Origin of the sequence: Saccharopolyspora galaxeae, assembly GCF_016526145.1 — a bacterium.
Classification (GTDB): Bacteria; Actinomycetota; Actinomycetes; order Mycobacteriales; family Pseudonocardiaceae; genus Saccharopolyspora_C; species Saccharopolyspora_C galaxeae.
This window is the reverse complement of sequence record NZ_JADDUE010000015.1, coordinates 18,431-44,225: the sequence shown is the minus strand read 5'-3', so window position 1 is coordinate 44,225 and position 25,795 is coordinate 18,431. Positions and strand designations below refer to the sequence as shown.

26 protein-coding genes and 1 pseudogene are annotated in these 25,795 nt (G+C 67.9%); 21 read left to right on the top strand and 6 right to left on the bottom strand.

The genetic code is table 11. From position 1 onward, the window contains the following. Positions 1 to 26: 26 nt before the first annotated feature. The 5 genes from INP57_RS26570 (at position 27) to INP57_RS26550 (ending at position 4,721) form a co-directional block, all read left to right on the top strand. Positions 27 to 953 (top strand): acyl-CoA dehydratase activase, encoded by a 927-nt coding sequence (locus INP57_RS26570; RefSeq protein ID WP_200073098.1) that lies wholly within the window; start codon positions 27 to 29, stop codon positions 951 to 953. 85 nt (positions 954 to 1,038) lie between these two features. Then, positions 1,039 to 1,851, top strand: a complete 813-nt coding sequence (locus INP57_RS26565) for an SDR family NAD(P)-dependent oxidoreductase (RefSeq protein ID WP_200073097.1) — start codon at positions 1,039 to 1,041, stop codon at positions 1,849 to 1,851. A gap of 31 nt (positions 1,852 to 1,882) precedes the next feature. Further along, on the top strand, positions 1,883 to 3,040 hold the full coding sequence (locus INP57_RS26560) for a phosphotransferase family protein (RefSeq protein WP_200073096.1): 1,158 nt from the start codon (positions 1,883 to 1,885) through the stop codon (positions 3,038 to 3,040). A 2-nt stretch (positions 3,041 to 3,042) separates the two neighbouring features. Continuing rightward, positions 3,043 to 3,555, top strand: coding sequence for a hypothetical protein (locus tag INP57_RS26555; protein ID WP_200073095.1), 513 nt, complete (start codon positions 3,043 to 3,045; stop codon positions 3,553 to 3,555). A gap of 32 nt (positions 3,556 to 3,587) precedes the next feature. Next, the gene (locus tag INP57_RS26550; protein WP_200073094.1) at positions 3,588 to 4,721 is read left to right on the top strand and encodes an epoxide hydrolase family protein; all 1,134 of its coding nucleotides are present in this window, start codon (positions 3,588 to 3,590) and stop codon (positions 4,719 to 4,721) included. Positions 4,722 to 4,849: 128 nt separating this feature from the next. Here the strand turns inward: INP57_RS26550 and INP57_RS26545 are convergent, their stop codons facing one another. Both INP57_RS26545 and INP57_RS26540 read right to left on the bottom strand, forming a co-directional pair. Next, on the bottom strand, positions 4,850 to 5,791 hold the full coding sequence (locus INP57_RS26545) for an LLM class flavin-dependent oxidoreductase (RefSeq protein WP_200073093.1): 942 nt from the start codon (positions 5,789 to 5,791) through the stop codon (positions 4,850 to 4,852). Between the two features lie 184 nt (positions 5,792 to 5,975). Further along, complete coding sequence (locus INP57_RS26540) at positions 5,976 to 6,722, bottom strand: glucose 1-dehydrogenase (protein WP_200073092.1); 747 nt, start codon at positions 6,720 to 6,722, stop codon at positions 5,976 to 5,978. 217 nt (positions 6,723 to 6,939) lie between these two features. Here INP57_RS26540 and INP57_RS26535 point away from each other — a divergent pair, with 217 nt between their 5' ends. After that, complete coding sequence (locus tag INP57_RS26535; RefSeq protein WP_200073091.1) at positions 6,940 to 7,521, top strand: acyl-CoA-like ligand-binding transcription factor; 582 nt, start codon at positions 6,940 to 6,942, stop codon at positions 7,519 to 7,521. A gap of 264 nt (positions 7,522 to 7,785) precedes the next feature. On the opposite strand, the gene INP57_RS26530 is transcribed toward INP57_RS26535, so the two are convergent. After that, on the bottom strand, positions 7,786 to 8,565 hold the full coding sequence (locus INP57_RS26530; protein WP_200073090.1) for a cysteine hydrolase family protein: 780 nt from the start codon (positions 8,563 to 8,565) through the stop codon (positions 7,786 to 7,788). A gap of 378 nt (positions 8,566 to 8,943) precedes the next feature. Here INP57_RS26530 and INP57_RS26525 point away from each other — a divergent pair. Then, a pseudogene (locus INP57_RS26525) lies at positions 8,944 to 9,120 on the top strand (helix-turn-helix domain-containing protein); the annotation flags it as partial. Positions 9,121 to 9,127: 7 nt separating this feature from the next. Here the strand turns inward: INP57_RS26525 and INP57_RS26520 are convergent. Then, positions 9,128 to 9,745 carry an SDR family oxidoreductase gene (locus tag INP57_RS26520; RefSeq protein ID WP_200073089.1) on the bottom strand — a complete coding sequence of 206 codons (618 nt, stop codon included), beginning with the start codon at positions 9,743 to 9,745 and terminating at the stop codon, positions 9,128 to 9,130. 548 nt (positions 9,746 to 10,293) lie between these two features. Between INP57_RS26520 and INP57_RS26515 the strand changes: the two genes are divergently transcribed. From INP57_RS26515 to INP57_RS26480, 8 genes are all read left to right on the top strand, one after another. Next, positions 10,294 to 11,052, top strand: coding sequence for an SDR family NAD(P)-dependent oxidoreductase (locus INP57_RS26515; RefSeq protein WP_200073088.1), 759 nt, complete (start codon positions 10,294 to 10,296; stop codon positions 11,050 to 11,052). 41 nt (positions 11,053 to 11,093) lie between these two features. Continuing rightward, positions 11,094 to 11,939 carry a 1,4-dihydroxy-2-naphthoyl-CoA synthase gene (gene menB, locus INP57_RS26510; RefSeq protein ID WP_233628336.1) on the top strand — a complete coding sequence of 282 codons (846 nt, stop codon included), beginning with the start codon at positions 11,094 to 11,096 and terminating at the stop codon, positions 11,937 to 11,939. A gap of 34 nt (positions 11,940 to 11,973) precedes the next feature. Then, the gene (locus INP57_RS26505) at positions 11,974 to 12,759 is read left to right on the top strand and encodes an enoyl-CoA hydratase/isomerase family protein (protein ID WP_200073087.1); all 786 of its coding nucleotides are present in this window, start codon (positions 11,974 to 11,976) and stop codon (positions 12,757 to 12,759) included. Positions 12,760 to 12,895: 136 nt separating this feature from the next. After that, positions 12,896 to 13,936: an LLM class flavin-dependent oxidoreductase gene (locus tag INP57_RS26500; RefSeq protein WP_200073086.1), complete on the top strand. Its 1,041-nt coding sequence runs from the start codon at positions 12,896 to 12,898 to the stop codon at positions 13,934 to 13,936. 44 nt (positions 13,937 to 13,980) lie between these two features. Further along, complete coding sequence (locus tag INP57_RS26495; RefSeq protein WP_200073085.1) at positions 13,981 to 14,478, top strand: thioesterase family protein; 498 nt, start codon at positions 13,981 to 13,983, stop codon at positions 14,476 to 14,478. Between the two features lie 83 nt (positions 14,479 to 14,561). Beyond that, complete coding sequence (locus INP57_RS26490; RefSeq protein WP_200073084.1) at positions 14,562 to 15,731, top strand: acetyl-CoA C-acyltransferase; 1,170 nt, start codon at positions 14,562 to 14,564, stop codon at positions 15,729 to 15,731. Between the two features lie 23 nt (positions 15,732 to 15,754). Further along, the gene (locus INP57_RS26485) at positions 15,755 to 17,032 is read left to right on the top strand and encodes a PucR family transcriptional regulator (RefSeq protein ID WP_200073083.1); all 1,278 of its coding nucleotides are present in this window, start codon (positions 15,755 to 15,757) and stop codon (positions 17,030 to 17,032) included. A 59-nt stretch (positions 17,033 to 17,091) separates the two neighbouring features. After that, positions 17,092 to 18,090, top strand: a complete 999-nt coding sequence (locus tag INP57_RS26480) for an NADPH:quinone oxidoreductase family protein (RefSeq protein ID WP_200073082.1) — start codon at positions 17,092 to 17,094, stop codon at positions 18,088 to 18,090. 42 nt (positions 18,091 to 18,132) lie between these two features. Here the strand turns inward: INP57_RS26480 and INP57_RS26475 are convergent, their stop codons facing one another. Further along, positions 18,133 to 18,921, bottom strand: coding sequence for an SDR family NAD(P)-dependent oxidoreductase (locus tag INP57_RS26475; RefSeq protein ID WP_200073081.1), 789 nt, complete (start codon positions 18,919 to 18,921; stop codon positions 18,133 to 18,135). 124 nt (positions 18,922 to 19,045) lie between these two features. Between INP57_RS26475 and INP57_RS26470 the strand changes: the two genes are divergently transcribed. Next, the gene (locus INP57_RS26470; protein WP_200073080.1) at positions 19,046 to 20,080 is read left to right on the top strand and encodes a phosphotransferase family protein; all 1,035 of its coding nucleotides are present in this window, start codon (positions 19,046 to 19,048) and stop codon (positions 20,078 to 20,080) included. Here the strand turns inward: INP57_RS26470 and INP57_RS26465 are convergent. Next, positions 20,068 to 20,541 (bottom strand): MaoC family dehydratase, encoded by a 474-nt coding sequence (locus tag INP57_RS26465; protein WP_200073079.1) that lies wholly within the window; start codon positions 20,539 to 20,541, stop codon positions 20,068 to 20,070. The genes INP57_RS26470 and INP57_RS26465 overlap by 13 nt on opposite strands. 236 nt (positions 20,542 to 20,777) lie before the next feature. Between INP57_RS26465 and INP57_RS26460 the strand changes: the two genes are divergently transcribed. The 5 genes from INP57_RS26460 (at position 20,778) to INP57_RS26440 (ending at position 25,705) form a co-directional block, all read left to right on the top strand. Then, a complete protein-coding gene (locus INP57_RS26460; protein ID WP_307850295.1) occupies positions 20,778 to 21,950 on the top strand; it encodes an acyl-CoA dehydrogenase family protein in 1,173 nt (390 codons plus the stop codon). 126 nt (positions 21,951 to 22,076) lie between these two features. Then, positions 22,077 to 22,862: an enoyl-CoA hydratase/isomerase family protein gene (locus INP57_RS26455; RefSeq protein ID WP_200073077.1), complete on the top strand. Its 786-nt coding sequence runs from the start codon at positions 22,077 to 22,079 to the stop codon at positions 22,860 to 22,862. Positions 22,863 to 22,974: 112 nt separating this feature from the next. Beyond that, a complete protein-coding gene (locus tag INP57_RS26450) occupies positions 22,975 to 23,784 on the top strand; it encodes an enoyl-CoA hydratase/isomerase family protein (protein ID WP_200073076.1) in 810 nt (269 codons plus the stop codon). 32 nt (positions 23,785 to 23,816) lie between these two features. Next, positions 23,817 to 24,632, top strand: a complete 816-nt coding sequence (locus INP57_RS26445) for an enoyl-CoA hydratase/isomerase family protein (protein WP_200073075.1) — start codon at positions 23,817 to 23,819, stop codon at positions 24,630 to 24,632. An 8-nt stretch (positions 24,633 to 24,640) separates the two neighbouring features. Then, complete coding sequence (locus tag INP57_RS26440; RefSeq protein ID WP_200073074.1) at positions 24,641 to 25,705, top strand: phosphotransferase family protein; 1,065 nt, start codon at positions 24,641 to 24,643, stop codon at positions 25,703 to 25,705. The last annotated feature ends 90 nt before the right edge of the window (positions 25,706 to 25,795 follow it).

Sequence of the window (25,795 nt, the reverse complement as noted above, 5' to 3'; positions counted from 1 at the left end):
GATCCGCGGATTTCCTGGAGGCGACGATGCCTGAGCACTTCATGGGTGTTGACCTGGGGTCGACGACGGCCAAGACGGTGATCGTCGATGACTTCGGCGGGATCGTCGCCTCCGAGGTCGTGCAGATGGGGGCGGTGAGCCGGGCGGGTCTGAGCCGTTCGGTCGACGCGGCGCTGCACTCGGCCGGGCTAGCGGAATCCGATATCGCGCAGACCATCGCGACCGGTTACGGACGCCGCCTGGTCCCGGGTTCCGGTCGCACCTTCACCGAGATCACCTGCCACGCGCGCGGCGTCGCCGCGATGTGCCCGGGAGTCCGGCTCGTGGTCGACATCGGCGGGCAGGACAGCAAGGCGATCCAGGTGGACGACGAGGGAATCGCGGACAACTTCGCGATGAACGACCGCTGCGCGAGCGGTACCGGACGCTTCTTCGACGTGCTGGCCCGCGCGATCGAGTGCGACATCGCCGAACTCTCCGAGCTCGCGCTGAACGGTGGCAAGGACCTCGAAGTGAGCAGCATGTGCGCGACCTTCGCGGAGACCGAGCTCATCTCGCTGCTGGCAGCGGGGGAGCGGCGGGAGGACATCGCCGCGTCGGTGCACCGGGCGGTGTCGGCGCGCATGGCCGGCCTTGTGGCGCAGGTCGGCAAGCGGAGCCCCGTCGTGATGACCGGCGGGGTCGCCAAGAACACCGCGGTGGTGCGGTTCCTGGAGGAGGCGCTGCGCGAGACGATCACGGTGCCGAGGTGGCCGCAGATCACGGGTGCCTACGGCGCGGCGCTACTGGCGCGCGACCGCGGAGAGCCCAGGACGCAGAGTCCGGATACCGAGACGGACGAGCGCGCAACGCTGGTCACTTCCGGGGCGGCACCGTCCTGCTCGACCTGCGGAGTGCCGGAGACGGTCGAGCCATCGGCCGACCACCCCATTCTTCCGATCCGGCCCGTCTGAGCACCTGTATTCGCGCGTACGGGAGCGCGAACTCCGTGGCGCGGCGCTCCGAGCCGTACTAGGTGGACATGAAAGGAATCAAGACATGACCGATCGGGCGCACGAGGCGCTGCGAGCCGCTGATGGGTTCGACTTCTCCGAGACGGCGGTGGTAATCGCGGGCGGGACCTCCGGCGTGGGCTTGGCGACGGCGGTGTCCTTCGCCCAAGCGGGCTGTCGCAGGCTGGTGGTTCTGGGGCGCAACGAGGAGCGCGGCAAGCGGGCAGTCGGTCATGTGCAGGAGAACGTTCCGGGTGCCGAGCTCGAATTCCTGCCGACCGACGCCAATGACCCTGCATCCGCGGAAGAGGCCGCCCGGGAGGCACACCGGCGGCTGGGGGCGCTGGACGTTCTGGTCAACTCGACGGTAGCTCCGTACCAGCCGACACTGCTCCGGAACACACCCACCGAACAGGTCGCGAAGGTCGTGACCGAGCAGGCGGTGGCGCCGTTGCTCATGAGCCGCGCCGTGCTCCCGTTCATGGCGGAGCAGCGGAACGGTTCCATCATCAACATTGCCTCGGACGCGACCAAGGTGCCGACACCGGGGGAAACCTGCATCGGGGCTGCGATGGGGGCGATCACGACGTTCTCCCGGACCCTCGCACTGGAGGCCAAGCGGGAGGGGGTCCGGGTCAACGTCATCACCCCGTCGCTGATCGTCGGCACCGGCTCCTACGACCGGGCGATGGATCAGGAATTCAGCAAGAAGATCTTCGACCGCATCACCTCGCAGGCCCACCTCGGCGCCACCGAACCTGAGGACCTGGCCAATCTCGTGCTCTTCCTCGCTTCGCCGCTGTCCCGATTGATCACCGGCCAGGTCGTCAGCGTGAACGGCGGAATCTCCGTGGCCTGACAGCCCGATAGCCCGACAAGGAGGTCGGACTATGACAGTACGAACACGCGCTGACGACCCGCCGCGCTGTTCCGTCGAGCGGAACCTTGCCCAGCGTTTCGACGAGAAGTTGCGGCGCAGAGCAGCCGGAGAACACCGCGGCCGACGCCCCATCGAGGAGATGCGCGAGCGGCTGGAGCGTTTCATCGCCGCTAGGGCGGAAAGCCCGTTCACGGTCCAGGACTTCGCCCGGCTATCCGGCGGAGGTGCCAACGAGTCGTACCGCTTCCGGCTCCTACGCGGTGATCGCAGCGACGACCTGGTGCTGCGAGTGAAGGCGCCGTCGGGAATCTGCGTCACCGAGGTGGAGCGCGAGTTCCAGCTGTTGCAGGCGACGTACGGTGTGATCCCTGTGCCAGAGCCGTATTGGGTGAGCACCGACCCGGACGATTTCGGCGAGCCGGCATTGATCTGCGGCAGGGCACCCGGCGTACCGTCCCCGACGAGGAACGTCCCGCCCGCGACCGGACTCGGCACCGCGTACGGGCCGGAGCTGCGGCGGCTGCTCGCCCCGCAATTCGTCGAGCACCTGGCCAGGCTGCACGCGCACGACTGGTCGGGCGACGACCTGAGCGGTTTCGACCTGCCCCGGCCGGACACCACGGACGCGGTGGATCGGCGGTTGGCGATGTGGAACCGGTCCTGGGACGAGGACGCGCTCGAACCCCACCCGACCGTCGTGCTGGCCCGGCAGTGGCTGTCCGAGAACCGACCGGTCGTCGACCACGTTTCCTTGCTGCACGGGGATTACCGGAACGGGAACTTCCTGTTCGATGAGGATTCCGGGGACATCACGGCGATCCTGGACTGGGAGCTGGGACATCTCGGCGACCGGCATTCGGACCTCGCGTACGCGATGCTGCCCGGCTGGGGTCACCCGGACGGGGCCGGCCACTACCTCAACTCCGGCCTAGTGCGTACCGACACGTTCATCGCCGAGTACGAGCGGATCTCCTGCCTGCCGGTGGACCGGGAGCGCCTGGAGTACTACCTGGTGCTCAACCTGTACTGGGCCGTGGTCTCACTGATCGGCACGGGGCCGCGCAACGCCGACGTCCAGATGACCGAGCTTGACGTCATGTACAACTACATCTCCGGGCTGGGCGGCTACTTCATCGGCGAGCTCAACCGGATACTGGCGAAGGACTGATCGTGGTTCCCACCGTCACCCAGCAATTGCAGTCGATGCGCCGCCGGTTCTGCGACACCATCCTGCCCGCGCTGCCCGCGGACGCGGAGTTTGCGCAGGAGCAAGCGAAACTCATGCTCGCGACCTTCGACTGGCTGCTCGACACGCATGAGCACGAGTATCGATACCAGGTCGTGGAGAACCACGAATACCGCAGCCTGCTGACCGCACTGAGCGCCCTGTCCGGCAGCGATCGCCCAGAGATCGACTCCAGCTTGGCCGAGGCGGGACCCGCGCCGGACGAGGCGAGCGTGCCGCTGGCCGAGCTCGCCGGGCAGAACCGCCGCCTCAAGCAGCACGCCATGAGCGTGGCCTCGGCGCTGCTCGACGGCCCCGAGGCGAGCGCCGCGCGGACGCTGCTCGCGAAAACCGCCCGCGCGCAAGGGGATCGCGAACTCGCGTTCTACCGATCGACCGGATTTCCGCAGGACGCAGCAGCACTCGGCTCGAACCTCGACCCCGCCCACCACGACTGACCTCCGACATCGGCATCGGGAAGGGAAGCAGCGTGAACAATCAGGTCAAGCAGTTTGAACTGGACGTCGCACAGGATCAGCTCGACGATCTCCGCGCTCGTCTGGAACGCGTTCGGTGGCCCGGTGAACAGCCCGTCGAGGACTGGTCGCAGGGCATCCCGCTGTCCTACATCCAGGACCTGGCCGCCTACTGGGCGGACGGATACGACTGGCGCAGGTGTGAGCGCAAACTGAACGCCGCGCAGCAGTTCCGTACCGAGATCGACGGTGTGGATATCCACTTCCTGCACGCGCGGTCTCCGCACGAGGGAGCGCTTCCGCTGATCCTGACGCACGGCTGGCCGGGATCGGTCCGGGAGTTCCTGGACCTCGTCGAACCGCTCACCGACCCGCCGGACCCGGCCGACGCCTTCCACGTCGTGGTCCCGTCGCTGCCCGGTTTCGGCTTCAGCGGTCGGCCGAGCTCCACCGGTTGGGGAGTGAAGCGCATCGCGGATACGTGGGCGGAGCTGATGACCAGGCTCGGCTACCCGCGTTTCGGTGCGCACGGCGGGGACTGGGGATCGGTGGTGTCCGCGCGGCTCGCGGCTATCGCCCCGGACCGGGTCGTCGGCGTGCACCTGCCGATCCCGTACGTCGACCTCGCCGCCGAACCCGACCCGCCGGAGTCGATGAACGACTTCGAGAAGCAGGGGGCGGCGATCAGCGCCGACTACGGAACCAGCGGCACCGGCTACTTCGTCGAGCAGATGACCAAACCGCAGACCCTCGGCTACGGTCTCGCCGACTCCCCGGTCGGGCAGCTCGCCTGGATCGTGGAGAAGTTCCACGGCTGGACCGACTGCGTCGGCCACCCGGAGAACGCGGTCGACCGGGATGCCTTGCTGGACAACGTGATGCTGTACTGGCTGTCGAACACTGGGGCGTCGGCGGCTCGGATCTACTGGGAGAGCCTTGCCGATCTGCCGCGGGATCAGATCACCGTGCCGACCGGCTGCTCGATTTTCCCGAAGGAGATGATCCGCGTTCCGCGGGCCCGCGCGGAGACCCGGCTGGTCAACATTCGGTACTGGAACGAGCTGCCGGCCGGCGGGCACTTCGCCTCGCTGGAGCAGCCCAAGATCTTCGTCGAAGAGCTGCGGAAGTTCTTCCGGCTGGTCCGCTAGTTCTAAAGTCCGATAGCCGTCCGCGCCCGGAGGTGGGGCGCGACTTGCTGAAACGGTTCGTGCGTCGGCGAGTCGGTGCCCTGCGCCCCAATTCCCAAGCTGATCAGGAGACGATCGGGGAGTAGCGCCTACTCCGAGAGCCGGGCCTCGAGGCGGGGGACGAGTTTTTCGGCGAGCAGCTGGATCTGGGTGCTGGTCGTCTTGGCGTCGACGCCGGGCAGGTGCACGCGCAGGCTGATCCCGGTCAGGCCCAGGTCGATCATCAGCTGGTGCAGTCGATCGGCCAGCGAATTGGGGTCGTGTTCGTGCAGCACGCCCGGCGCGTAGGCTTGCTTCCCGGAGTCGTCGACGTCCGGGTACGCCTGGGCAAGGGCGTCCAGCCCAGCCGGTGGCGGTTCGCCTAGCCATACCCATTGCCCGGCCAGGCATGGGCCGATTCCGTCTGCCGCGCGGTACGAATCGATGGCTGGCCGGTTCTTCGCGTGATCATCGACCGGCGGCAGGAACAGGCCGAATCCGTTGCGTGCGGCCAGTGCCGCCATCTTCGGACCGCCGGTGCAGACCAGCACCGGGGTCTTCGGCAGCACACCGGAGATCGCCGGATCGTCGTGCAGCGGCGCCGAATGGTCGGCTGTCCGTTCTTGCCACGCGGCGAGCTGGGCGCGGAAGGTCTTCGCTGCCGCGTTCCGATCGAGTTCGTAGACGTCGAAGTCGCGCTGGGAGTAACCGGCCGCCAGGCCGGCGGCCACCCGACCGGGGTGGGACGCGGCGAGCCAGGCGATCTCTTCCATGACCAGCGGAACCGGGCGGAGCGGGAGCAGGATCGGGCTCGGTGCGACCCATCCTCGCCGCGTGGCGCCGAGGATCGTCGCCGCCATCGTGGCCGGTACCGGGACGTAGCCGGGGAATCCGGCGTGGTGCTCGCTGATGGTGATTCCGTGGAACCCGCCGTCCAAGGCGGTGCGAGCCTGCTCCAGCAGGGTGCGCGCGGCTCGCTCTGGTTCATCGTCGTGCAGGTAGAGCGCCATGCTCACGCTACCCAGGTGCTCACCCGCCGCTGCCGATGGCATTGTTCACCCGCCTTCGTTCGCCTCGCTGCGAGCCGTCCTCCCTGGCCCGGACCGTACCCGTGGGCTTCGGACGCGGGCTGCGGCGTCGGCCGAGGCAACTCTGTTCCGGGAGGGCGGACGTGGCTGCCGCTGTCCGCCCTCCCCGGCCTCCTGGAGCAACCGGCCGCCTCGCCGGTCGGGGAGCTCACTGCGCTGTCAGGCCACCGTCGATGACGTGTTCCATGCCGCTGATGTAAGAGGAGTCATCGCAGGCCAGGAAGAGGACGAGGTTCGAGACCTCCTCGGGGTCCGACATGCGGCGCAGCGGCACCTGCCCGGCGATACCACCGCCGTCCTCGTCGGTCGCGGCCTCCATCATCGGGGTCTTGATGTAGCCGGGGTGTACGGAGTTCACCCGGATGTTGTCGGGGCCGTACTGGACCGCGACGTGCTTGGTCATGCCACGGGATGCGAACTTGCTGCCGACGTAGGCGAGGTTCGGTGCGCCGACTATCGAGACCATGCCCGCCGTGGATGAGATGTTGACGATCGCGCCGCCGCCCGCCTTCTGCATGGAGGGAATGACCGTCTTCATGCCGTAGAACTGCGAGTGCTGGTTGACTGCGCATACCTTGAGGTACTCGTCCTCGTCGAACTCTGCCGTCGAGCTGATGGGTCCCAGGATCCCGGCGTTGTTCACCAGCACGGTCACCGCGCCGTACGCCCGCTCCGCTTCCTGACGCACGTGGCGCCAGTCGGCCGGTTCGGTTACATCGTGGTGCAGGAACAGGGCGTTGTCACCCAGGTCGGCGACGAGCTGCTTGCCCCGGTCGTCGTTGACGTCGGTGAGGACGACCTTCGCTCCCTCGTTGATGAACCGTCGTGCGTGGGTCTCGCCCATTCCCTGAGCGGCGCCGGTGATGATGGCGACCTTGCCATCGAGCTTCCCCATGATGCGCACCTTCCGTGATCACGCTCTGCTATCGACTTTGCCGGTTCGGACTGCCCTGTTCGGACGGTCGCGGCTCTTCCGGCACAATAGTGGTACTCAGTACCGAAATCTACCGATGATCGCTCGGCGGTCGCGGACCGTCTCCTAAACTCGTGCGATGTCCTCTGATTCGGCTCGTCGAGGCCCCGGACGACCACCGGCCTCCCCTCGCGGTGAGGTGGAGCGTGTCGCGGTCGACCTGATGCAGCGCCACGGCTACGACCACGTAAGCGTGCAGGCCATCGTCGAAGCGGCGGGGATCGGTCGTACGACCTTCTTCCGTTACTTCGGTTCCAAGCCCGGTGTCATCTGGTACGCCTTCGACGACACGATCGAAGCTTTGGGCACGCGGCTCGGTGCGGCCCCGCAGGACACCGACCAGTTGGACGAGGTGCGGCGGGCGGTGGTCGCCTCGACGCGTTCAGCCGTGCTGAGCAGCGGTGTCTGGCTGGAGCGCTTCGAACTTCTCGACACCAGCCCTGACCTGCGCTCGGGCGCCTACGAGCATTGGGAACGGTGGAAACAGGTCATCGCCCGATGGCTGGCGGGGCGGGCCGGCGGTTCGCTGGAGGACGTCGCACCCATCGCCATCGCCAGCGCCTGCCAAGGGGTTTTCGTCGCGGAGCTGCGCAATTGGGCCCACGGTGGTGATTCCGGCGAAACCTTCCTGGAACGGCTGGACCGGAACCTGGCGACCGTCATGACCCCGATGAAGGTGCTGCTCCCGACGATGCTCCCGCACGGCGAGTCCCTCCCATGACCGCGCGGGCCAAGGCGAGACCACTGCGACTGCGGACGAGTCGGCGCCGCCCGGCTGCGATGTCCACGCTGGACGACGGGCGGTTCGACCCTCGTGGTCGGCTCCTGGCCGCACCTACTGATCCGAAAGCTGCCCGGATCGGTCCTGCTGGAAAGTCGCGCTCTGCGATGACCGACGGAGCGAGAAGAAGTGATCAACACGTTTCAGAAGTGGGCGAAGAGATCCGCGGACGAATCGGGTCGGATTCGCGCTCCGTGGCGACCGTTAACTCGCACCGAGCGCGGAAGCTGCGGCCTCGAAGGCTTCATCACGTCCGTCGAGCGCGCACATGATCGCGTAGTGGTCGAGTACTCGGCCGAAACCGCGACGCATCGTCCGCAGCGTCGCCCGCTGCGCCTCGGCGTTGTCGGTGGCGTTCACATCGGAGCCGAAGACCACTTGGTACCCGAGACCGTATGCGCTACGCGCGGTGGTTTCGCAGCAGAAGTTGGTCAGCGTCCCACAGATGATCACCGTTTGGGCGCCGCGTTGCCGCAAGACGTAGTCCAGCGGTGTGCCGTTGAACGAGTCGAACCCGAACTTGGTGTCGATGACGCGCTCGCCAGCCAGCGGCGCCAGCTCGCGGTACACGCGCATCCCGGGGGTCCCCTCGCTCACGGCCCCCGCGCGTATCGGCGGGAAGAAGTCCCGGTATTGGTGTGGAGCGTCGTCCGGAATCGTTACTTCGGTAAAGATCACGGGCACGTCCGCGCCGCGGCAGTGCTGGATCAGGCGCTTGATGCGGGGGACCTGCCGGTACGCTTCGGGTACGCACATCGGACCTTCCGGCGCCACGAGGTCTTCTTGCATGTCGATGACCAGCAACGCGGATTCCTCGGCCCGGATCCGGAACACGCCGTGCTGGTCGGTGTCGTAGGCCCGGTCGGCGAGCTCGACGAATTCCCGTTCGCCATCGAAGATGCCGGCACCGTTCAGGCGATCGCCTTGCAGCAGCTCCTGTTCGCCGCGGCCGTACTCAGCGAGATACGCGTCCACTACGTCCATCCGGCCCTGCCTTCCCCGCCAAAATCGGCAATCCGTTTAGCCGCTCGGCGTGCCGTTGTCCACCCCGGTGCCCGGGAGTCCCGTTCGGGGACGATCCGCGCTTGACTCGCATACCGTGTCGAACGTCCGCGTGACCGCTCGTGCCGTCCCGGCTTCGTGAGTCCGATACTCCGACTGCAAGGCCCCTTGCTTGACATGCCAGTCTCTGCTGGCCGAATCGTTGTGCCGTCGGTAGTGGAAAGCTAGTGCCGAGGGGCCGAGAGACCAACGACCGCACTGAGATTGTGCAACGCAATCTGATACTAGATTCTAATACCAGTCGTGTTTCTCTGACAAGATCTTGGCCTTCTCCGGGACGCCCGTGGTGGGGAGGCGATCGCGGATGGGCGTCCTGGGCGGCAGTGGCGGCTGCGGCTGGAGGATCGGGTGTTGTTGGTGGCGGTGTACTGGCGCACGAACCTCACGATGCGCCAGATCGGTCCGCTGTTCGGGATCTCGCACGCGGCTGCGCATCGGGTGATCGACTCGCTCGGCCCGTCGCTGGCGCTGGCCCCGGTGCGCATCATCTAGCACCGCCGGGGTTCCTTCGTGGCGCTCGACGTGACCGACCGCGTGTTGAGCTCATCCCGCCATCGATCGTCAGCAGCTGCCCGGGCACCATGCCCGCGCTCGGCGAGGCGAAGAACGCGACGCCGTCGGCGATGTCGTCCGGATCGACGAACCCGTTGGACAGGCGTCCGAGCCAGGCGTCCTGGACTTCCGATGGCATCGACAGAACACCGCTGCTGGCCGTCATCCCGGGCAGGACAGCATTGGCCGTGATGCCCTTCCGAACGTTCTCCGCGGCCACGGTCTTGACCATCCCGATCAGCCCTGCCTTGGTCGTCGCGTACGAGACTTGCGCAGGCATGCCCTGCGTGCCCGCGGTGCTGGAGATGAGCACGACGCGGCCGGAACCGCGCTGTCGCATACCTGCCAGGCACTCCTGGAGCACGCGGAACGTGCCTGTGAGGTTGACGTCGGGAGCGCGCTGCCAGGACTCCTGGTCGAAGGTGTGCGCGGCGCCGAACCCCGTGGCGCGGGCGGCGTTTCCGACGTACGCGTCGATCGGGCCGAAGTCCGGGAGGTCGTTCCGGGGCGATTGGGCGCCCGTTCCCGACGGTCGGACCCGCCGCTGCATCGGCGATGCCGTGGCGGCTGCGCGCCGGGTCTACGACGCTGCACACGGCTGGACGCTCCTGTACTCCGCGAGTTCGTCGGCAGGTGTTTGGCGGCGCAAGCCCGTGCCCTTCGCGAATCGATCGGCGTCGTGGCCGCGGTCGTGCGGTGGAGCGTTCCGCAGTCGATCACCTTCCTCGCGTCGGCAACTGGCGGGCCTGGTTCAGAACTTGTGAACGAGCGTTCTCGACCGCATCTTCCCGCGAGGTTTCCGCACGGATGGTCTCCAGTTGTCGCCGACCCTTTTCGGACGACCCACAGGAGTGTCCTGCAATCCTCGGAACGTCGTTGTCCCAGTTCATAGGCTTGATCTGAGGGTGGCTGGACGCCGGTGTGCTGGCGGGCGTCCTCCCGGGGGAGCGGCTGCAAGACGCGGTCCGCTGTGCTTCGTGTCAACGGGCCAGATGAGAACTTCCGTTTTGGTCTGTCCTTTATTATCGTATGCGAGATAGGTCGGGATGAGGGCTGGTGGGCCCGCACGCGTGCACCAGATCAGGACGGGAGAAGTCAATGAGCAATCGAGTCGCCTTCGTGACCGGTGGTGCGCAGGGGATCGGTGAGGGGATCTCCAAGACCCTCGGTGCCCAGGGTTTCCGCGTCGCCGTGGCCGACCTCAACTTGCAACGCGCGAAGGAGACGGCCGGGTCCATCACCAGTGGTGATGGCAAGGCGGTTCCGGTCGAGGTCGACGTGACCGACACCGGATCGGTCGAGTCCGCGCTCAAGACCGCGGCCGACGAGCTCGGGCCCGTCGAGATCGTGGTGAACAACGCGGGCTTCGACGACTTCATGAAGTTCGTCGACACCACCGAGGAGTTCTGGGACCGCATCCTGGAGGTCAACTTCAAGGGCGCGCTGCGGGTGGTCAAGACGGCGGTGCCCGGGATGATCGACCGCGGGTGGGGCCGGGTGGTCAACGTCGGCTCGGACGCGGGCCGGGTCGGGTCCTCGCTGGAGTCGGTGTACTCCGGGGCGAAGGGCGGGATCATCTCCTTCACCAAGACCCTCGCGCGCGAGGTGGCGACCAAGGGAATCACTGCGAACACCGTGTGCCCGGGTCCGACCGACACTCCGGCGCTTCGCAAGTTCGCGGACAGCTCCGGGCAGGACGCCGAGAAGGTCATCGGCGGCATGACCAAGGCGGTGCCGATGCGCCGGCTCGCAGAGCCCGACGACATCGCCGCGGCAGTGGCCTTCTTCGCCTCGGACGCGGCCGGGTACGTCACCGGGCAGACGCTGTCGGTCAGCGGCGGCCTGACGATGGCGTGACGGGCACCGAGCGGACTGAATCGCCAGCGGAGGGACGAGGATTGGGCGCGCAGGACGACGTGTTGTGGCAGCCGGTGCAGCAGTACGACGACATCGGCTACGAGCACAGCGGGGACGGGATCGCAAAGATCACGATTCGCCGCCCGGAGGTGCACAACGCCTTTCGCCCGCAAACGCTCGTCGAGATCTCGGACTCGCTGATGCACGCCAGGGAAGATCCCGACGTCGGCGTCATCATCCTGACCGGCGAGGGCACCGAGGCGTTCTGCTCCGGAGGGGACCAGCGGGTCCGCGGCGACACCGGATACCTCGCCGAACCGGGGGAAGCTCGGGCGGTCGGCCGGTTCCACGTGACCGACCTGCAGGTCCAGATCCGCCGGCTGCCGAAACCCGTCGTGGCGATGGTGGCCGGGTACGCGGTTGGCGGCGGCAACGTGCTGCACCTGATCTGCGATCTGACCATCGCCGCCGACAACGCGCGCTTCGGCCAGACGGGCCCGAAGGTCGGGTCGTTCGACGGTGGTTTCGGCGCCGGTTTGCTCGCCCAGCTGGTCGGCTTCAAGCAGGCCAAGGAGATCTGGTTCCTGTGCCGCCAGTACGACGCGGCGACCGCCCGCGAGATGGGGCTGGTCAACACGGTGGTGCCGTTGGAGGACCTGGAACGCGAGACCATCGAGTGGTGCCGCGGGATGTTGGAGCTCTCGCCGTTCGCGCTGCGCCTGATGAAGGCCAGCTTCCACGCCGCCGAAGACGGGTTGTCCGGTGTCCAGCAGCTCGCCCACGACGCGAACCTGCTGTTCTACGCCACGGACGAGGCCCGGGAAGGACGAGAGGCGTTCAAGGAGAAGCGTCCTCCGGAGTTCGGGCGGTTCCCGCGGCGGGCCTGACCCGGTAGGCAACCCAGGAAAGAGGTTTGGTGCGATGGCTGAAACCAGCGGATCCGCCGTGGTGTGGCGCAAGGAAGGCGACGCCGTCCTGCATATCACCCTCAACCGGTCCCCGGCGAACGCGCTCGGGCCGGCGATCATCGAAGGCATCAACGGCGCGCTGGACGAGGCGGACGCGGACGAGGCAGTGCAGGTCGTCGTCGTTTCCTCGGCGGTGCAAGGGTTCTTCGCCGCCGGCGCGGACATCAAGCATATGTCCTCAGTGGACGCGGAGTCGTTCACCGCGTATGGGGATGCGTTGCGTGAGGCACTGGACCGACTCGCCGTGCCCGAGCGGATCAGCATCGCCGCGGTGGACGGCGTGGCCCTGGGCGGCGGTTTGGAACTCGCGATGGCGTGCACCATGCGGGTGGGCGGTGCAGCGGCCCGATTCGGGCTGCCGGAGGTCAAACTCGGGCTCATCCCGGGCGCCGGCGGGACTCAGCGGTTGCCGCGCCTGGTCGGTCGCGGCCGCGCCCTCGACATCATGCTCACTGCCCGCCAGGTGCCCGCCGACGAGGCGCACGCGATCGGGCTGATCGACCGACTCGCAGCGGCAGGCGAGGCTGAGCGGGACGCATTGGCGCTGGCAGAGCAGCTGCGCGGTCCGTCGCTGCCGGCGCAACAGGCGGTCGTCCGCACCGTCGATGCGTCCTTCGACGTGCCGTTGCGCGAGGGGATGGCCTACGAGGTGTCCCAGATCCAGGGGTTGTTCGAGCACGGCGAGGCCAAGGAAGGCATCACGGCCTTCCTGGAGAAGCGCCCGCCGGAGTTCGCCTGACCGTCAGCAGACCGGTGCGGCCGACCGCACCGAACGGACTCGCCGCGCACGATCCGCACCCCGCAACGCGGGTGTGCGCGGCGAGATCCGCTCGCGTACTCGTGCGGAAGACGCGGAACGGGAAGAGGTATCCACCATGTACGGAGCGACCATTTTCAGCGCCGGTTACGGCCCGGAACGTTTCCGGCGGGCGGCCGAACTCGCCGCGGACGCCGAACGGGCCGGATTCGACACCGTGTGGACCGGAGAGCTCTACAACCGCTCAGCGACCGTGCCGATGGCGACCCTGGCATCGGCGACCGAGAACGTCCGGATCGGCTCCAACATCGCCTACGGCGTCGGCCGGTCACCGCTGATGTGGACTGCCGAAGCGCGCGACCTGGAAGAACTCTCCGGAGGGCGGATCATCCTGGGCCTGGGCAACGGGACCCCGAAGATGATGGAGCACTGGCACGGCGTGAGCGGCGAAAGCCCGGCGGTGCGGATGGAAGAGCTCGTCGAGGTGCTGCGCAAGCTCTGGAAGCTGCACGAGGGACCGGTCGACCACGACGGACGCTTCTACACGGTGCACGTGAGCCCGACCAGCGACGTACCGCCGCCATACCGGGACCGGTTGCCGATCTGGATCGCCGGAGTCAACCCGCGCATGGTCCAGGCGGCCGGCAAGGTCGCCGATGGGCTGGTCGGGCACCCGATGTTCACCGGCAGGTACATCGACGAACTCGTCCGCCCGGCGCTGGAGAAGGGGACCGCGCGCGCAGCGCGCTCGTCGAGCGAGATCACCTTGAAGGGCATCCTGATGTGCTCGGTGGACGAGGACGAGCAGGCCGCCCGCCGACAGCTGGCCTACGCGATCGGGCAGTACGCGCCGTCCCGCGTCTACGACCGGCTCTTCGAGATGCACGGGTGGGCCGAGGAACAACTGGCGATCCGCGAGGCTGCGCGCCGCGGTGACGTCGATGCGCTGGTGGCGGCCGTACCGGACGAGGCCATCGACGAGATCGGCGTTGCGTGCACGCCGGACCAGCTCTCCGAACGGGTGGCCCGGCACGCCGCGCACTACGACCACCTCAACCTCGTTGTGCCGCCATGGGGGCTGAGCCCGGAGGCGGCCGAGGACTCGACCCGGACGATCATCGAGGGGATGCGCAAGGGCCTCGGGCATCGAGCGGCGTGAGCCGGAGCGGACCACGAGCGCGCATCGGGAAAGAGGCGACGGCCATGGAAACGCCGACGTTCGACCAGGTGATGGAGCTGCCGACGCTCGTGGAAGCCGTCGTGCAGCCCGACTTCATCGACATCAACGGGCACATGAACGTGCGTCACTACCTGGAGCTGAACGCGGACGGCACGACGGTGGTCTGCGAGCGGGTCGGGATCGACGACGACTACCGGGCCAAGCGGCGCATGGGTGTGTTCACCGCCGAACACCACATTCGGTACTACAGCGAGCTTCACTTGGGTGAGGAGCTCTCAGTGCACCCGGTAGTGCTCGACCGCAACGACAAGGTCGTGCACATGATGGTCTACCTGCTGGACCGGACCCACCGGCGGCTGTCGAACACCCTCGAATTGATGCTGGTGCACGTCGACCTCGACACCCGCCGGACTGTGCCGATGCCTGCGGAGATCGCGGACGGATTCGACCGGTTCATCGCCGAACGCGAGGCACTGCCGTGGAAAGCGCCGGTATGCGGGGTCATGGGCGTGCGTCGGTAGCGGTACGCGAGGTGGAGCCGCTCATCGTTTCCGGCCGGAGGATCGGTTCGGGTGCTGCGCAATCATCGGAGAGGGAGCGAGAAATGCAGGATGCGGTGCTGGTGGCTGGGGCGCGGACGCCCATCGGGCGATTCCTCGGCGGGCTGGCTGAGCTAACGGCCCCCGAACTCGGTGCCGTCGCGGTTCGGGAAGCGCTAACCCGCGCACGCGTAGAACCGTCCGAAGTGGACTCCGTGGTGCTCGGCAACGTCGTGCAGGCGGGCAACGGCGCCAACCCGGCGCGCATCGCGGCCGTCGAGGCCGGGGTGCCGATGTCGGCTCCCGCCACGACCGTCAACAAGCTCTGCCTGTCCGGACTGGCGACGGTGGCGCAGGCGGCCCAGCTCATCGCGGTCGGCCAGTGCGAAGTCGTGGTGGCCGGTGGGATGGAGTCGATGTCCAACGCCCCGCACCTGCTCCGGCTGCGCGAAGGATGCAAGTTCGGCACCCGCGATATTCCGGACTCGCTCGAGAACGATGCGCTGACCTGCGCCTTCGACTCAGTCCCGATGGGTGCCGCGACCGAGCGCTACCAGGCGGGACTGGAGATCTCCCGCACCGATCAGGACACCTTCGCCGCCGAATCGCACTCCCGCGCCGCGCGCGCGACGGAGAGCGGCCACCTGGCCGAGGAGATCGTCCCGGTCCCCGCGCGGAAGGGGACCGTGGAGTACGACGAGGGAATCCGGCCGGCCACCACCGCGGACAAACTCGCCAGGTTGCGGCCCGCGTTCTCTTCCGAGGGCACGATCACGGCCGGCTCGTCGTCGCCGCTCTCGGACGGCGCGTGCGCAGTGGTGGTGATGAGCAAGCGACGGGCATCCGAGCTCGGGGTCGACTGGCTCGCCGAACTCGGCGCCTACGGAACGGTCGCCGGCCCGGACCCATCACTGCTGCTGCAACCTGCCAGCGCGATCCGTGACGCGCTGCGGAGGGACGGATCGACAGCTGTTGACGAGCTCGACTTGGTGGAGATCAACGAGGCATTCGCCGGGGTTCCGCTCGCCTCGACCCGCGAGTTGGAGCTCGATCCGCCGCGGGTCAACGTCAACGGCGGTGCCATCGCGCTGGGCCATCCGGTCGGCATGAGCGGCGCTCGGCTGGTCCTGTCGATCGCGCACGAGCTGCGGCGGCGCGGTGGCGGAATCGGTGCGGCAGCCTTGTGCGGTGGCGGCGGTCAGGGCGATGCCTTGCTCGTGCGGGCTCGGGGCTGACGTCGCTGCGGCGGGCGTGCATCGTGCTGTCCTACGAAGAACTCCTCGAACAGCATTCCGCCGAGCTGCGGTTGAGCAGGCTCGTCGGCGGCAGGGGAGGGCTGTCGGCGATCGTGCGCGCGGGCGCCGAGTTGACCGGCAAGGTCACCGCGCTGTTCGACTTGCACGATCGCCTGATCGCCCGCGCCGGACCGGAAGGATTCAAGCGGGCTTCGGTCCCACCGGTCGCGCGGAGCCGCGCGGCAGTTCCCGCCGCGGCCGAGGCACGGAAACCGGTTGTCGTTCCCGCTGACCCGGTGGCGCAACTGTACCGACGTCAACTCCTCGGCGAGATCTTCGTCGACGACGCGGTGGTCGGATGGCTGGTCGTGCTGGAGCATCCGACCCCGTTGCGCGCGATCGACGCGTTCCTCGCGATGCGCATGGCGGAGCATCTGGGGCGCGAGTTCCTGGTGCAACGGCGAATCGCCAGCGTCGCCTGGAACGCGCGCGCGTCGCTGGCCCGGCAACTGTTGCGTGGGACCTGCGATCAACAGGATCTGCGCAGCAGCGGGGAATACCTCGGAGTCGACATCAGCGCGCGGCGCGTGCTCGCCTACGTCCTCGACCGCGATCGCGAGGACGTCGACGACGAGCAGCTGGCTGTCGACCTCGAACATCAGCTCCGCCTGGACGTGCTGGCCGTACGGGGGTCGGAAGGAACCGTGCTGCTGGTCGAAGCGCCGCGCGAAACCAACCCGATGTCGACGGTCGCGCACGTGAAGACGGCCCTGAACGCGGTCACCTCCCGACTGCCCGGGAATCGGATCGCGGGCGTCTCGTCGGTGAGCGAACCGTCGCGCCTGCGGCGGGCTTATCGGGAGGCGCGGGAGGTCGCGCATTGCGTCGACCGGTTCGTGCCCGCCTCGTCGCAACGCCGCGTGCTCGCCGTCGATGATCTGGGGCCGGCGAGGCTGTTCCTGGCCAACAGCGACGCGGAATCGGTGCGCGGCTACGTTGACGACGTGCTCGGTCCCCTGCTGGCCGGCGATCCGCGCGGGACGAACCACCTGCTGACCTTGCAGAAGTACTTCGACACCGGGCGCAGCGTGCGCGCGGCGGCGGCACGGCTCGGAGTCCACGAGAACACGGTCCGGCTGCGGTTCGAGCGCATGCACGATCTCACCGGGTTGAACGTGCTCGGCAACGCCAGTGATCAGCTCAGCGTCCAGACCGCGTTGCTGGTCGTCCGCCTGCAGGGTCATCCAGCCGTCTCCGTGATCGATCCGGCGGCGGCCGAGTGCCGTCCGGAGACCGCATGACCAGCCGTGAACGTGCCGTGGCGCGTTCGACCTGACATCGCCAGAACGGAGCGGACCTGATGCGCGCATTCGTCATAAACGAGCTTTCCGGACCCGAAGCCGGCGCGATCACCGAGATTCCCGCACCGGAAGGGGCGCATCCGTGGACCGAAGGGCAACGGCTGCTCATCGAAGTGCACGCGGCCGGAGTCTCGTTCCCGGACCTGCTGCAAACCCGCGGGATGTACCAGCATGCGCAGCCCGTGCCGTACGTCGCGGGCGGAGAGGTCGCTGGAGTGGTTCGGGAGGCTCCGCCGGGATCCTCGTTCGTTCCGGGCGACCGAGTCGCCGGGCTGACGGTGTTCGGTGCGTTGGCCGAATACGCCCTCGCCCTGCCGGACTACACCATCAAGCTGCCGTCCCATGTGGACTTCGGCGCCGGTGCGGCACTGTACCTCAACTACGCGACCGCGTGGTTTTCCCTGTATCGCGCTGGATTCGTGGCGCATGATGTCGTACTGGTCCACGGCGCCTCGGGCGGAGTCGGCACGGCGACGTTGCAGCTGGTCCGGGCGCGCGGCGGTGTGCCGGTCGCAGTGGTCTCCAGCGAGGTGAAGGCGCAAGCGGCGCGGGAGGCGGGGGCGGAACACGTTCTGCTCAGCAGTGGCCCTTGGGCGCAGCAGGCCAAGGAGCTCACCGGCGGCCGAGGAGCGCAGGTGGTGGTCGATCCGGTCGGCGGAGACCGCGTCACGGATTCGCTGCGTTCGTTGGACGTGGGCGGCAGGTTGGCGGTGGTCGGGTTCGCCGCTGGCGAGATTCCCGAGATCAAGCTCAACCGGTTGTTGCTGCGGGACCTCAGCGTGGTCGGCGTCGCGTTGGAACCGTACGCGCGCCGCTACCCGGACGTGCTCCGGACGCTGACGGCCGAACTCGAGAACATGGCCGCACAAGGCCAGGTCCGTCCCTTGGTCGGCCATCGGCTTCCGATGGAGCAGGCCGCAGAGGCGCTTTCGCTGATCGATCTGAGGAGGGCGGTGGGCAAGGTGATCGTCGACATCCGAGATGACTCGGGTGCCTGAGGTTCCGCTGCACCCACGACGCAAACCACCTTTCAACGCTCGCTAGAGCAGCAGCACACCGCCGTCGACAGGCAGGCTCACGCCGGTGATGTAGGACGAGGCGTCGCTGGCGAGGAACACGGCCGCGGCGGCCACATCCGCTGGGTCACCGATCCTGCCGATCGGTATCCGCGCGTCGATGACCTTTCGCTGGTAGTTCTCGCTGTAGTGCGCGGTGGCCTCGGACGGGAAAACGCCCGGCAACAGCGCGTTCACGCGGATGCCCTGCTCGCCCCATTGGGCGGCGAGATCCCGTGTCAGGCCGAGCACTCCGGATTTGGCCGCGCTGTAGCCCGCCGCGGGCATCTTCGCGGTGGTCACCGCCATCACGCTGGAGATGTTGACCACCGAGCTGCCCGGCTGCATCACTCGCCCGCACGCCTGCGCCATCCAGTACGCACCGTTGAGATTGATGTCCACGACCGACCGGAAGTGCTCTGGTGGATCCTGTTGTGCGGGGTGGTACTCCCCGCCGTAGCCGGCGTTGTTCACCAGAACGTCCACGTGGCCGAACCGCTCGATCGCCGCGGCCACGAGCGCGTCGCAGCTGTCGGGTTCGGTGACGTCGGTGGGAGCCGCGATCGCCGCGGCACCGGTTTCCTCGATTGCCGCGCGCGTTCGCTCCAGGTGCTCGGTGCGTCGCGCCCCGAGCGTCACGCTGGCACCTGCCTGCGCCATGCCGTGCGCGAAGGCAACACCCAGCCCGGATGATGCACCGGTCACGACCGCGACCTTCCCGTCGAGCCGGAACCGGTGCAGCAGCTCGTTCGGCGTGTTGGTTCGATCGTTCATGCCACGCTTGTAGCACTGGGGGAGCGGTCGGCCGAAGTTGTTGCCGCGTTGCCGGTGTGGAGCTCTCCAGTGCCGGTGCTGCGGAACGATTGTGCGCGTGGCTTACCGCGCGAATCGTGGCCGTGTGGCTGAACTTGATGAGACGGACCTGCTCGCCAGGGCCGACGCGGCAGCTCAGCGGCACTGGCCCGGCGCCAGGGTGGGCGGTCTGCGCCGACTGCACGGTGGTGTGTCCAGCTTGACCCTGGCCGCGGACTTGGACCTGCCGGGAGCGCCGCGGCAGCAGATCGTGCTGAAGGTCGCGCCTCCGGGACTCGCACCGGTCCGGAACCGCGACGTGCTGCGCCAGGCGCGGATCTTGCGGTCGCTCAGCGCCGCAGGAGCGGTCGTCCCGCCGGTGCTGTTCGAAGATGCGGGCACACCGCCGTTCTTCGCCATGCACCACGTCCGCGGAGACGCCTACGAGCCTTGCCTGGACGTGGCGAACGACCCTCCGTACCCGGCGGTCGTCGATGCGCGGGCGCGAACGGCTGCGCGCACGTTGGCCGACCTGCAATCCATGGAACTCGCTGCTCTCGGCGTTGCCGACGAGCCCGTGGTGCCCATCGCCGCAGAGCTGGACCGCTGGGAGCGCCTGCTCAGCACAGTGGACCCCGAGCTCTGCCCGAAACACGCTCAGTTGCACGAGAAGCTTGTGGCCGAAATCCCGGATCGCTGCGCACATCCGACGCTGGTGCACGGGGACTACCGCCTGGCCAACATGCTGTTCGACGGACCGGAACTGACGGCGGTCATCGACTGGGAGATCTGGTCGATCGGCGATCCCCGGATCGACTTGGCGTGGCTGCTCATGCACACCGATCCGGTACACGCGTTCGTGGAATCCAGGGGTCCGGCGAACTCGGCGGCAGGAGCCGGTATGCCCGCAGTCCATGAACTCCTGGCGGAGTACCGCGCGATTCGCCCCGTCGAACTGCCCGCTATGGACTGGTTCCTGGCGCACAGCTACTACAAGACGGCCTCGACGATCGCCGCGCTGGTCAAGCGCAACCGGAAGGCCGCGCATCCCGACCCGTCCCTCGAAGTCGCCGCGCGAACCCTGCCGGACCTGATCGAACGCGGGCGCGAAGTGCTGGCGCGTGCCGATCAGTGGAAGTAGGCGATCACCGCGGTAGCCGCGCACGCGGGCTTGTCCTGCCCCGCTATCTCAAAGGTCTCCTCGATGGTGAACTTCGTCCCGCCCGAGATGTCGTCGGCGCGGCTCAGGGTCGCGCGCATCCGGATCCGCGAACCGACCGGCACCGGCGCGACGAAACGGACCCGTTCATACCCGTAGTTCAGGCCGAACGGACCTTCCCGCAAGGAATAGATCTCGTAGAGGAACTTCGGCCCCAAGGACAGCACGTAGAGACCGTGCGCGATGGTCGAACCGAGCCCCGCCCGCACCGCGTGCTCGTGGTCGATGTGGATGGCCTCGAAGTCGTCGGTGGCGCGCGCGAACGCGGTGATTCGTTGCTGATCGATCTCGTGCCACCCGCTCGTGCCCAGCTCCCGTCCGACGAGGGAACGTAGTTCTGCGATTCCGTTCAGATCCAGCACGGCCGGCAGCAGAGCACGCACCGGTGTCCCGGTTCGACCGGACGCGCAGTCCACGATGTCGAAGTCGACAGCGCACCTGGTCGCTGCGCTCTTGCGAACCCCGAACCCCGCCATACGCTCGACCGCCGCCCACCAGTGGAAAGCCCGCGGTGGCAACGGAAGGAGTGCAGCCGATGGAGTGGTCCGTTCCTGTTGAGATCGCGGGGTTCATCGACGAGCTCGACGCATTCATCACCGCCGAGATCAAGCCGCTCGAAGTGCACAACCCGGAGTTCTTCGACCACCGCAGGGAATTCTCGCGCACCGACGTCGAGCGCGGCGGCATCCCGACCGCGCAGTGGCGCGAGCTGATGGCCGAGGCCCGCAGGCGCGCGGACGCGGCGGGCTTCTACCGCTTCCCGCTCCCGCCCGCGCTGGGCGGACGCGACGGCAGCAACGTCGCGATGGCGGCGATCCGGGAGCATCTGGCCTGGCTCGGCCCCGGCCTGCACGCCGAGCTCTCGCACGAGGCATCGGTGGTCGCCAACTTGCCGCTTGCCTTGGTGCTGCACGAGTTCGGCACTGCCGAACAACGCCAGGAGTACCTCGGGCCGTTGGTGGACGGGGAGATCGAGCTGGCTTTCGGGCTTACCGAGCCCGCTCACGGTAGCGATGCCACACATCTGGAAACCACCGCCCGCAAGGACGGCGACAGTTGGGTGATCGACGGTGCCAAGCGGTTCAACAGCGTGGTCGACGTGGCCACCGCGGATCTCGTCTTCGCCCGTACTTCCGGGCAGGACGGCAAAGCCGACGGTATCACCGCGTTCTTGGTTCCCACCGATACGCCCGGGTTCGACATCCCGTACTACCACTGGACTTTCAACATGCCCACCGATCACGCCGAGGTGCGTCTCAGCGGTGTCCGCGTGCCCGAGACCGCGGTGGTGGGCGAGGTCGGCAAGGGGCTGGATTGCGCGCAGCTATTCGTCCACGAAAACCGCCTCCGGCAGGCCGCCTCGTCGCTCGGCGCCGCCCAATTCTGCATCGACGAGAGTGTCCGCTACGCGCAGGAACGCGTCGTGTTCGGCAAACCCCTGCACGAACACCAGGGCGTGCAGTGGCAGCTGGTGGAGTTGCAGACCGAGGCCGAGCTGGTGCGCAACAGCGTCCAGAAGACCGCGTGGCTGATGGACCGGCACGGCAAAACCTCGGCCTCCGGCCGGGTCGCGATGGTCAATTACCGGGCCAACCAGCTGGCATGCTCGGCGGCCGATCGCGCGATGCAGGTGCACGGCGGTGTCGGCTATACGCGGCACAAGCCCTTCGAGCACATCTACCGCCACCATCGCCGCTACCGGTTGACCGAGGGCACGGACGAGCTGCAGATGCGGCGCATCGCGGCCGAGATGTTCGATTTCAAGTCGCGCCGCGGCTCGACGACCCGGTGACGCCTGACGGCGGAGCGAACCTCGTCAGCGCTGCTACAAAGCCAGTGGAGCGCATTGGGGTCTTGTGCGACCATCCGCGGAGTCGTATGGTCTAAAGGTCGGACCGTAAACGGAGGGTGGTTCTGCATGGCGGGTGAACTGGTCCGGTACGAGCTCGATGAGCACGGCGTGGCCGTAGTGACCCTCGACGATCCGGACACGCGCAACGCGCTCAGCGATGAGCTCCTCGATGAGCTCCTGGACGTGCTGCACGCGGCGAAGGCCGACGACGACGTTCGCGTCGTCGTGCTGGCGTCCTCGCACGAACGTATCTTCTCCGCCGGCGGCAACCTCAAGGCGTTCGCCGATGACCGCCCGGCGGTGACCAAGTACGCCGGGCTGTACCGGTTCCCGCGCCTGTTCAAGCTCATCGGCGGACTCGGCAAGCCGGTGCTCTGCGCGGCCGGAGGCGACGTGCTGGCCGGGGCCTTCGGGCTGGCGTTGGCATGCGATCTGGTGGTGACCAAGGAGTCGGCACGGTTCGGCTGCCCGGAGATCAACGTGGGCGCCTTCCCGTTCATGATCTCCGCGCTGATCTACCGCAACGTCGACCGCATGAAGGCCAACGAGCTGATGATGCTCGGCGACAAGATCACCGCGGCGGAGGCCCGTGAACTGGGGATCGTCAACAAGGTCGTTCCGGACGAGGAGTTCGACGGAGCGGTCCGCGACTGGGCGCGTCGGATCGCGGTGAAATCGCCGCTGCTGATGAAACTCGGCAAGGACGCCATCAACAGCACTCGGGACCTCTCCCTCGACGCGGCCTTGGACCACCTGCAGGGGCAGCTCGCGCTCGCGTTCACCACCGAAGATCTGACCGAGGGCGTACGCGCCTTCCGCGAGAAGCGCGAGCCGGTGTGGTCCCGGCGGTGACCGCGGCTTCGCGGCTTGAAGACCTCGCCGTTGCTGGGATGGGCACGCCGAGCCTCCGCCCGGCTTTCGCACACCGTTACCACGACAGTGGCCGAAATCCCGGGAGCAGCCGATGAAGTGCTTGGACACCGACTACGAAACCCTCCTACTCACCGAACCATCCCCGGGCGTCGTCGTGGTCGCGCTCAACCGACCGGATCGGTCCAACGCAATGACCGACACCATGTTCGCCGAACTCGAGCACGCCGCGCTGGGACTCGACGCCGAGGACGACTGCCGAGTCGTGATCGTGACCGGCACCGGCGCGAACTTCTGCGTCGGCTACGACCTCGCCGACGCGGACGAGCTGCCTGGCCTCGGCGCGATGGAGATGCTCGACCAGCAGGAACGCGCCGCGCGCGCCCTGCTGGCCATCCGGTCGCTGCGGGTCCCGGTGATCGCCGCAGTTGAGGGCGCCGCCGCGGGCGGTGGACTTGCGCTCGCCCTCGCGGCGGACATCCGGCTCGGCTCGTCGACTGCGAAGTTCAACGCGGCCTTCGTCCGTATCGGGCTGTCCGCTGGAGATCTCGGTACCTCCTGGTTGCTTACCCGACTGGTCGGTCCGGCCGCGGCCGGCGACATCTGCTTCACCGGTCGACTCGTGCGCGCCGCCGAAGCCGCCGAGATCGGACTGATCAACCGCCTCAGCGAGGACCGCGCGCTGGACGATGCGCTGGAGCTCGCCGAGTCGATCGTGGCCAACTCGCCGGGCGGCGTGCAGCTGTCCAAGCGCGCGCTGCAGGCGAACATGGAGGTCTCCTCGTACGCCGCCGCGCTGGAGCTGGAGAACCGCGGACAGGCGTTGCTGACCCGCGGCGCCGACATGCCCGAGGCGCTGACGGCATTCAAGGAGAAGCGCGCACCCGTGTTCACCGGCCAGTGATCAGACCACGTTCTTGAGGGGAGGAGCGGCTGATGGCTGCTCTCGACGTTCCGGAGCTCGAAACGCTCAGCCTCGAGCTCGTTGATGAGGACATCGCGGTGCTGCGGATGAACCGTCCCGACCGCATGAATTCGCAGACCGTGCAGATGTTCGCCGAGTACGGCAAAGCCGCGCACGCGTTGCGCGACAGCGGTCTGCGCGCCCTCATACTCACCGGCGCCGGTGAGCGCGCGTTCTGCGCGGGATTCGACCTCGACGAGATCGAGGTCATCACCACTATGGGAGTCCGGGAGTTCTTGAAGTTCCAGGAGACCGCCACCGGCGGAATCCAAGCCATCCGGCACCTGCCGTTCCCGGTCATCGCGGCGGTGCATGGGCCTGCGACCGGCGGCGGACTGGCGCTCGCGCTCGCTGCGGATATCCGGCTCGCGGCGCCGACCGCGAAGTTCAGCGCCGCCTTCGTCAAGGTCGGCCTCTCGGTCGGGGAGCTGGGCACTTCCTACAACCTCACCCGCATCGTCGGGCCCGCGAAGGCGGCCGAGATCGGTTTCACCGCACGGCTCGTCGACGCTGCGGAAGCGGACCGGATCGGCCTGGTCAACCGGGTGGTTCCGGGTGGCGAACTGTTCGACGAAGCGGTGCGGACCGCGCGCATGATCGCGTCCAACTCCGCGGCCGGCGTGCGCATGTCCAAGCGCGCCATCCAGCGCAACCAGGAGATCGGCTCCTACTCGGCGGCGCTGGAGCTGGAGAACCGCGGACAGGCGCTGCTGACCCGCACCGAGGACATGCCCGAGGCGCTGGCGGCCGTGAAGGACAAACGCGCGCCGCGGTTCACGGGCAGGTGAGGTCCGGAATGGTATGGGAGTGGACACCGGAAACCCTCGATGTGCTCACTGGTTTCCTGCGCGTGCGCGGTTTGTGCGATGGCCCTGTCGACACCAAGCGCATCGGTGACGGGCACTCGAACCTGACTTACCTCGTCAGCGATGGCACGCGCCGGTTGGTTCTCCGCCGCCCGCCACCACCACCGATCCCGCCGGGCGCGCACGACATGCTCCGGGAAGCCCGGCTCATCGGGGCCCTCGACGCCACCGACGTGCCAGTACCGGGCGTTCTCGCCACGGCGGAGGCCCACGAGGTGCTCGACGTCCCGCTCTATGTGATGAGCCTCGTGGAGGGGCCCGTGGTGACCACCGAGACGCCCAGCCCACTGGACACCCGGCAGGCGCGGCGGGAAGTCGGCGAGTCTCTGATCGACACGCTCGCCGACCTGCACGCGGTCGACTGGCACGCGGTCGGGCTCGCCGACCTCGGCAAGCCGGAAGGTTTCAACCAGCGCCACCTGCGCCGGATGGGTCGCCTGATCGCCGACGAGGACGGCTGCCCACCACCGCACTTCGAGGCCATCTACAGCTGGCTCGACGCGCACGTGCCGCCGGAGTCCGGGCACACGGTCGTGCACAACGACTTCCGCATCGGCAACGTCGTGCTGGCCCCGGAGCGGCCTGGCCGTGTCGCCGCGGTGCTGGATTGGGAGCTGGCCACCATCGGCGATCCGCTGTTCGACGTGGGCTATTTCCTCGCGTCCGTACCGGAGCGCGGGACGCCGATGACGCCCACCGCGGAATTCGGCACCGCCATGTGCGAAGACGGCTACCCGTCGCGGCAGGAACTCGCCGACCGCTACGCCGCCCGCACGGGTCGTGATCTGTCCGGTTTGGACTGGTACACCGCGCTGGCGCTGTGGAAGCTGGCCGTGCTTTACGAGTACGGCCGCCGCCGGGCGGTGCAGGGGACCGGGGACGAGTACTACGCGGACCCGGGTCTGGTGCGCTCCTTCCTGGAAGCCGCGCACCGCACCGCGGGGCTCGAACCTCCGCAGGTTCCCGCCTCGGGCGAGGTACAGGGGACGCGCTGAGCCGCTCCGCGGCTGAGCCGAGGAGTAGAACAAGTCGCGTTCCCGGACGGCCGGTCGCGAACACGCAACATCGCAGGATTTCCCAGACGG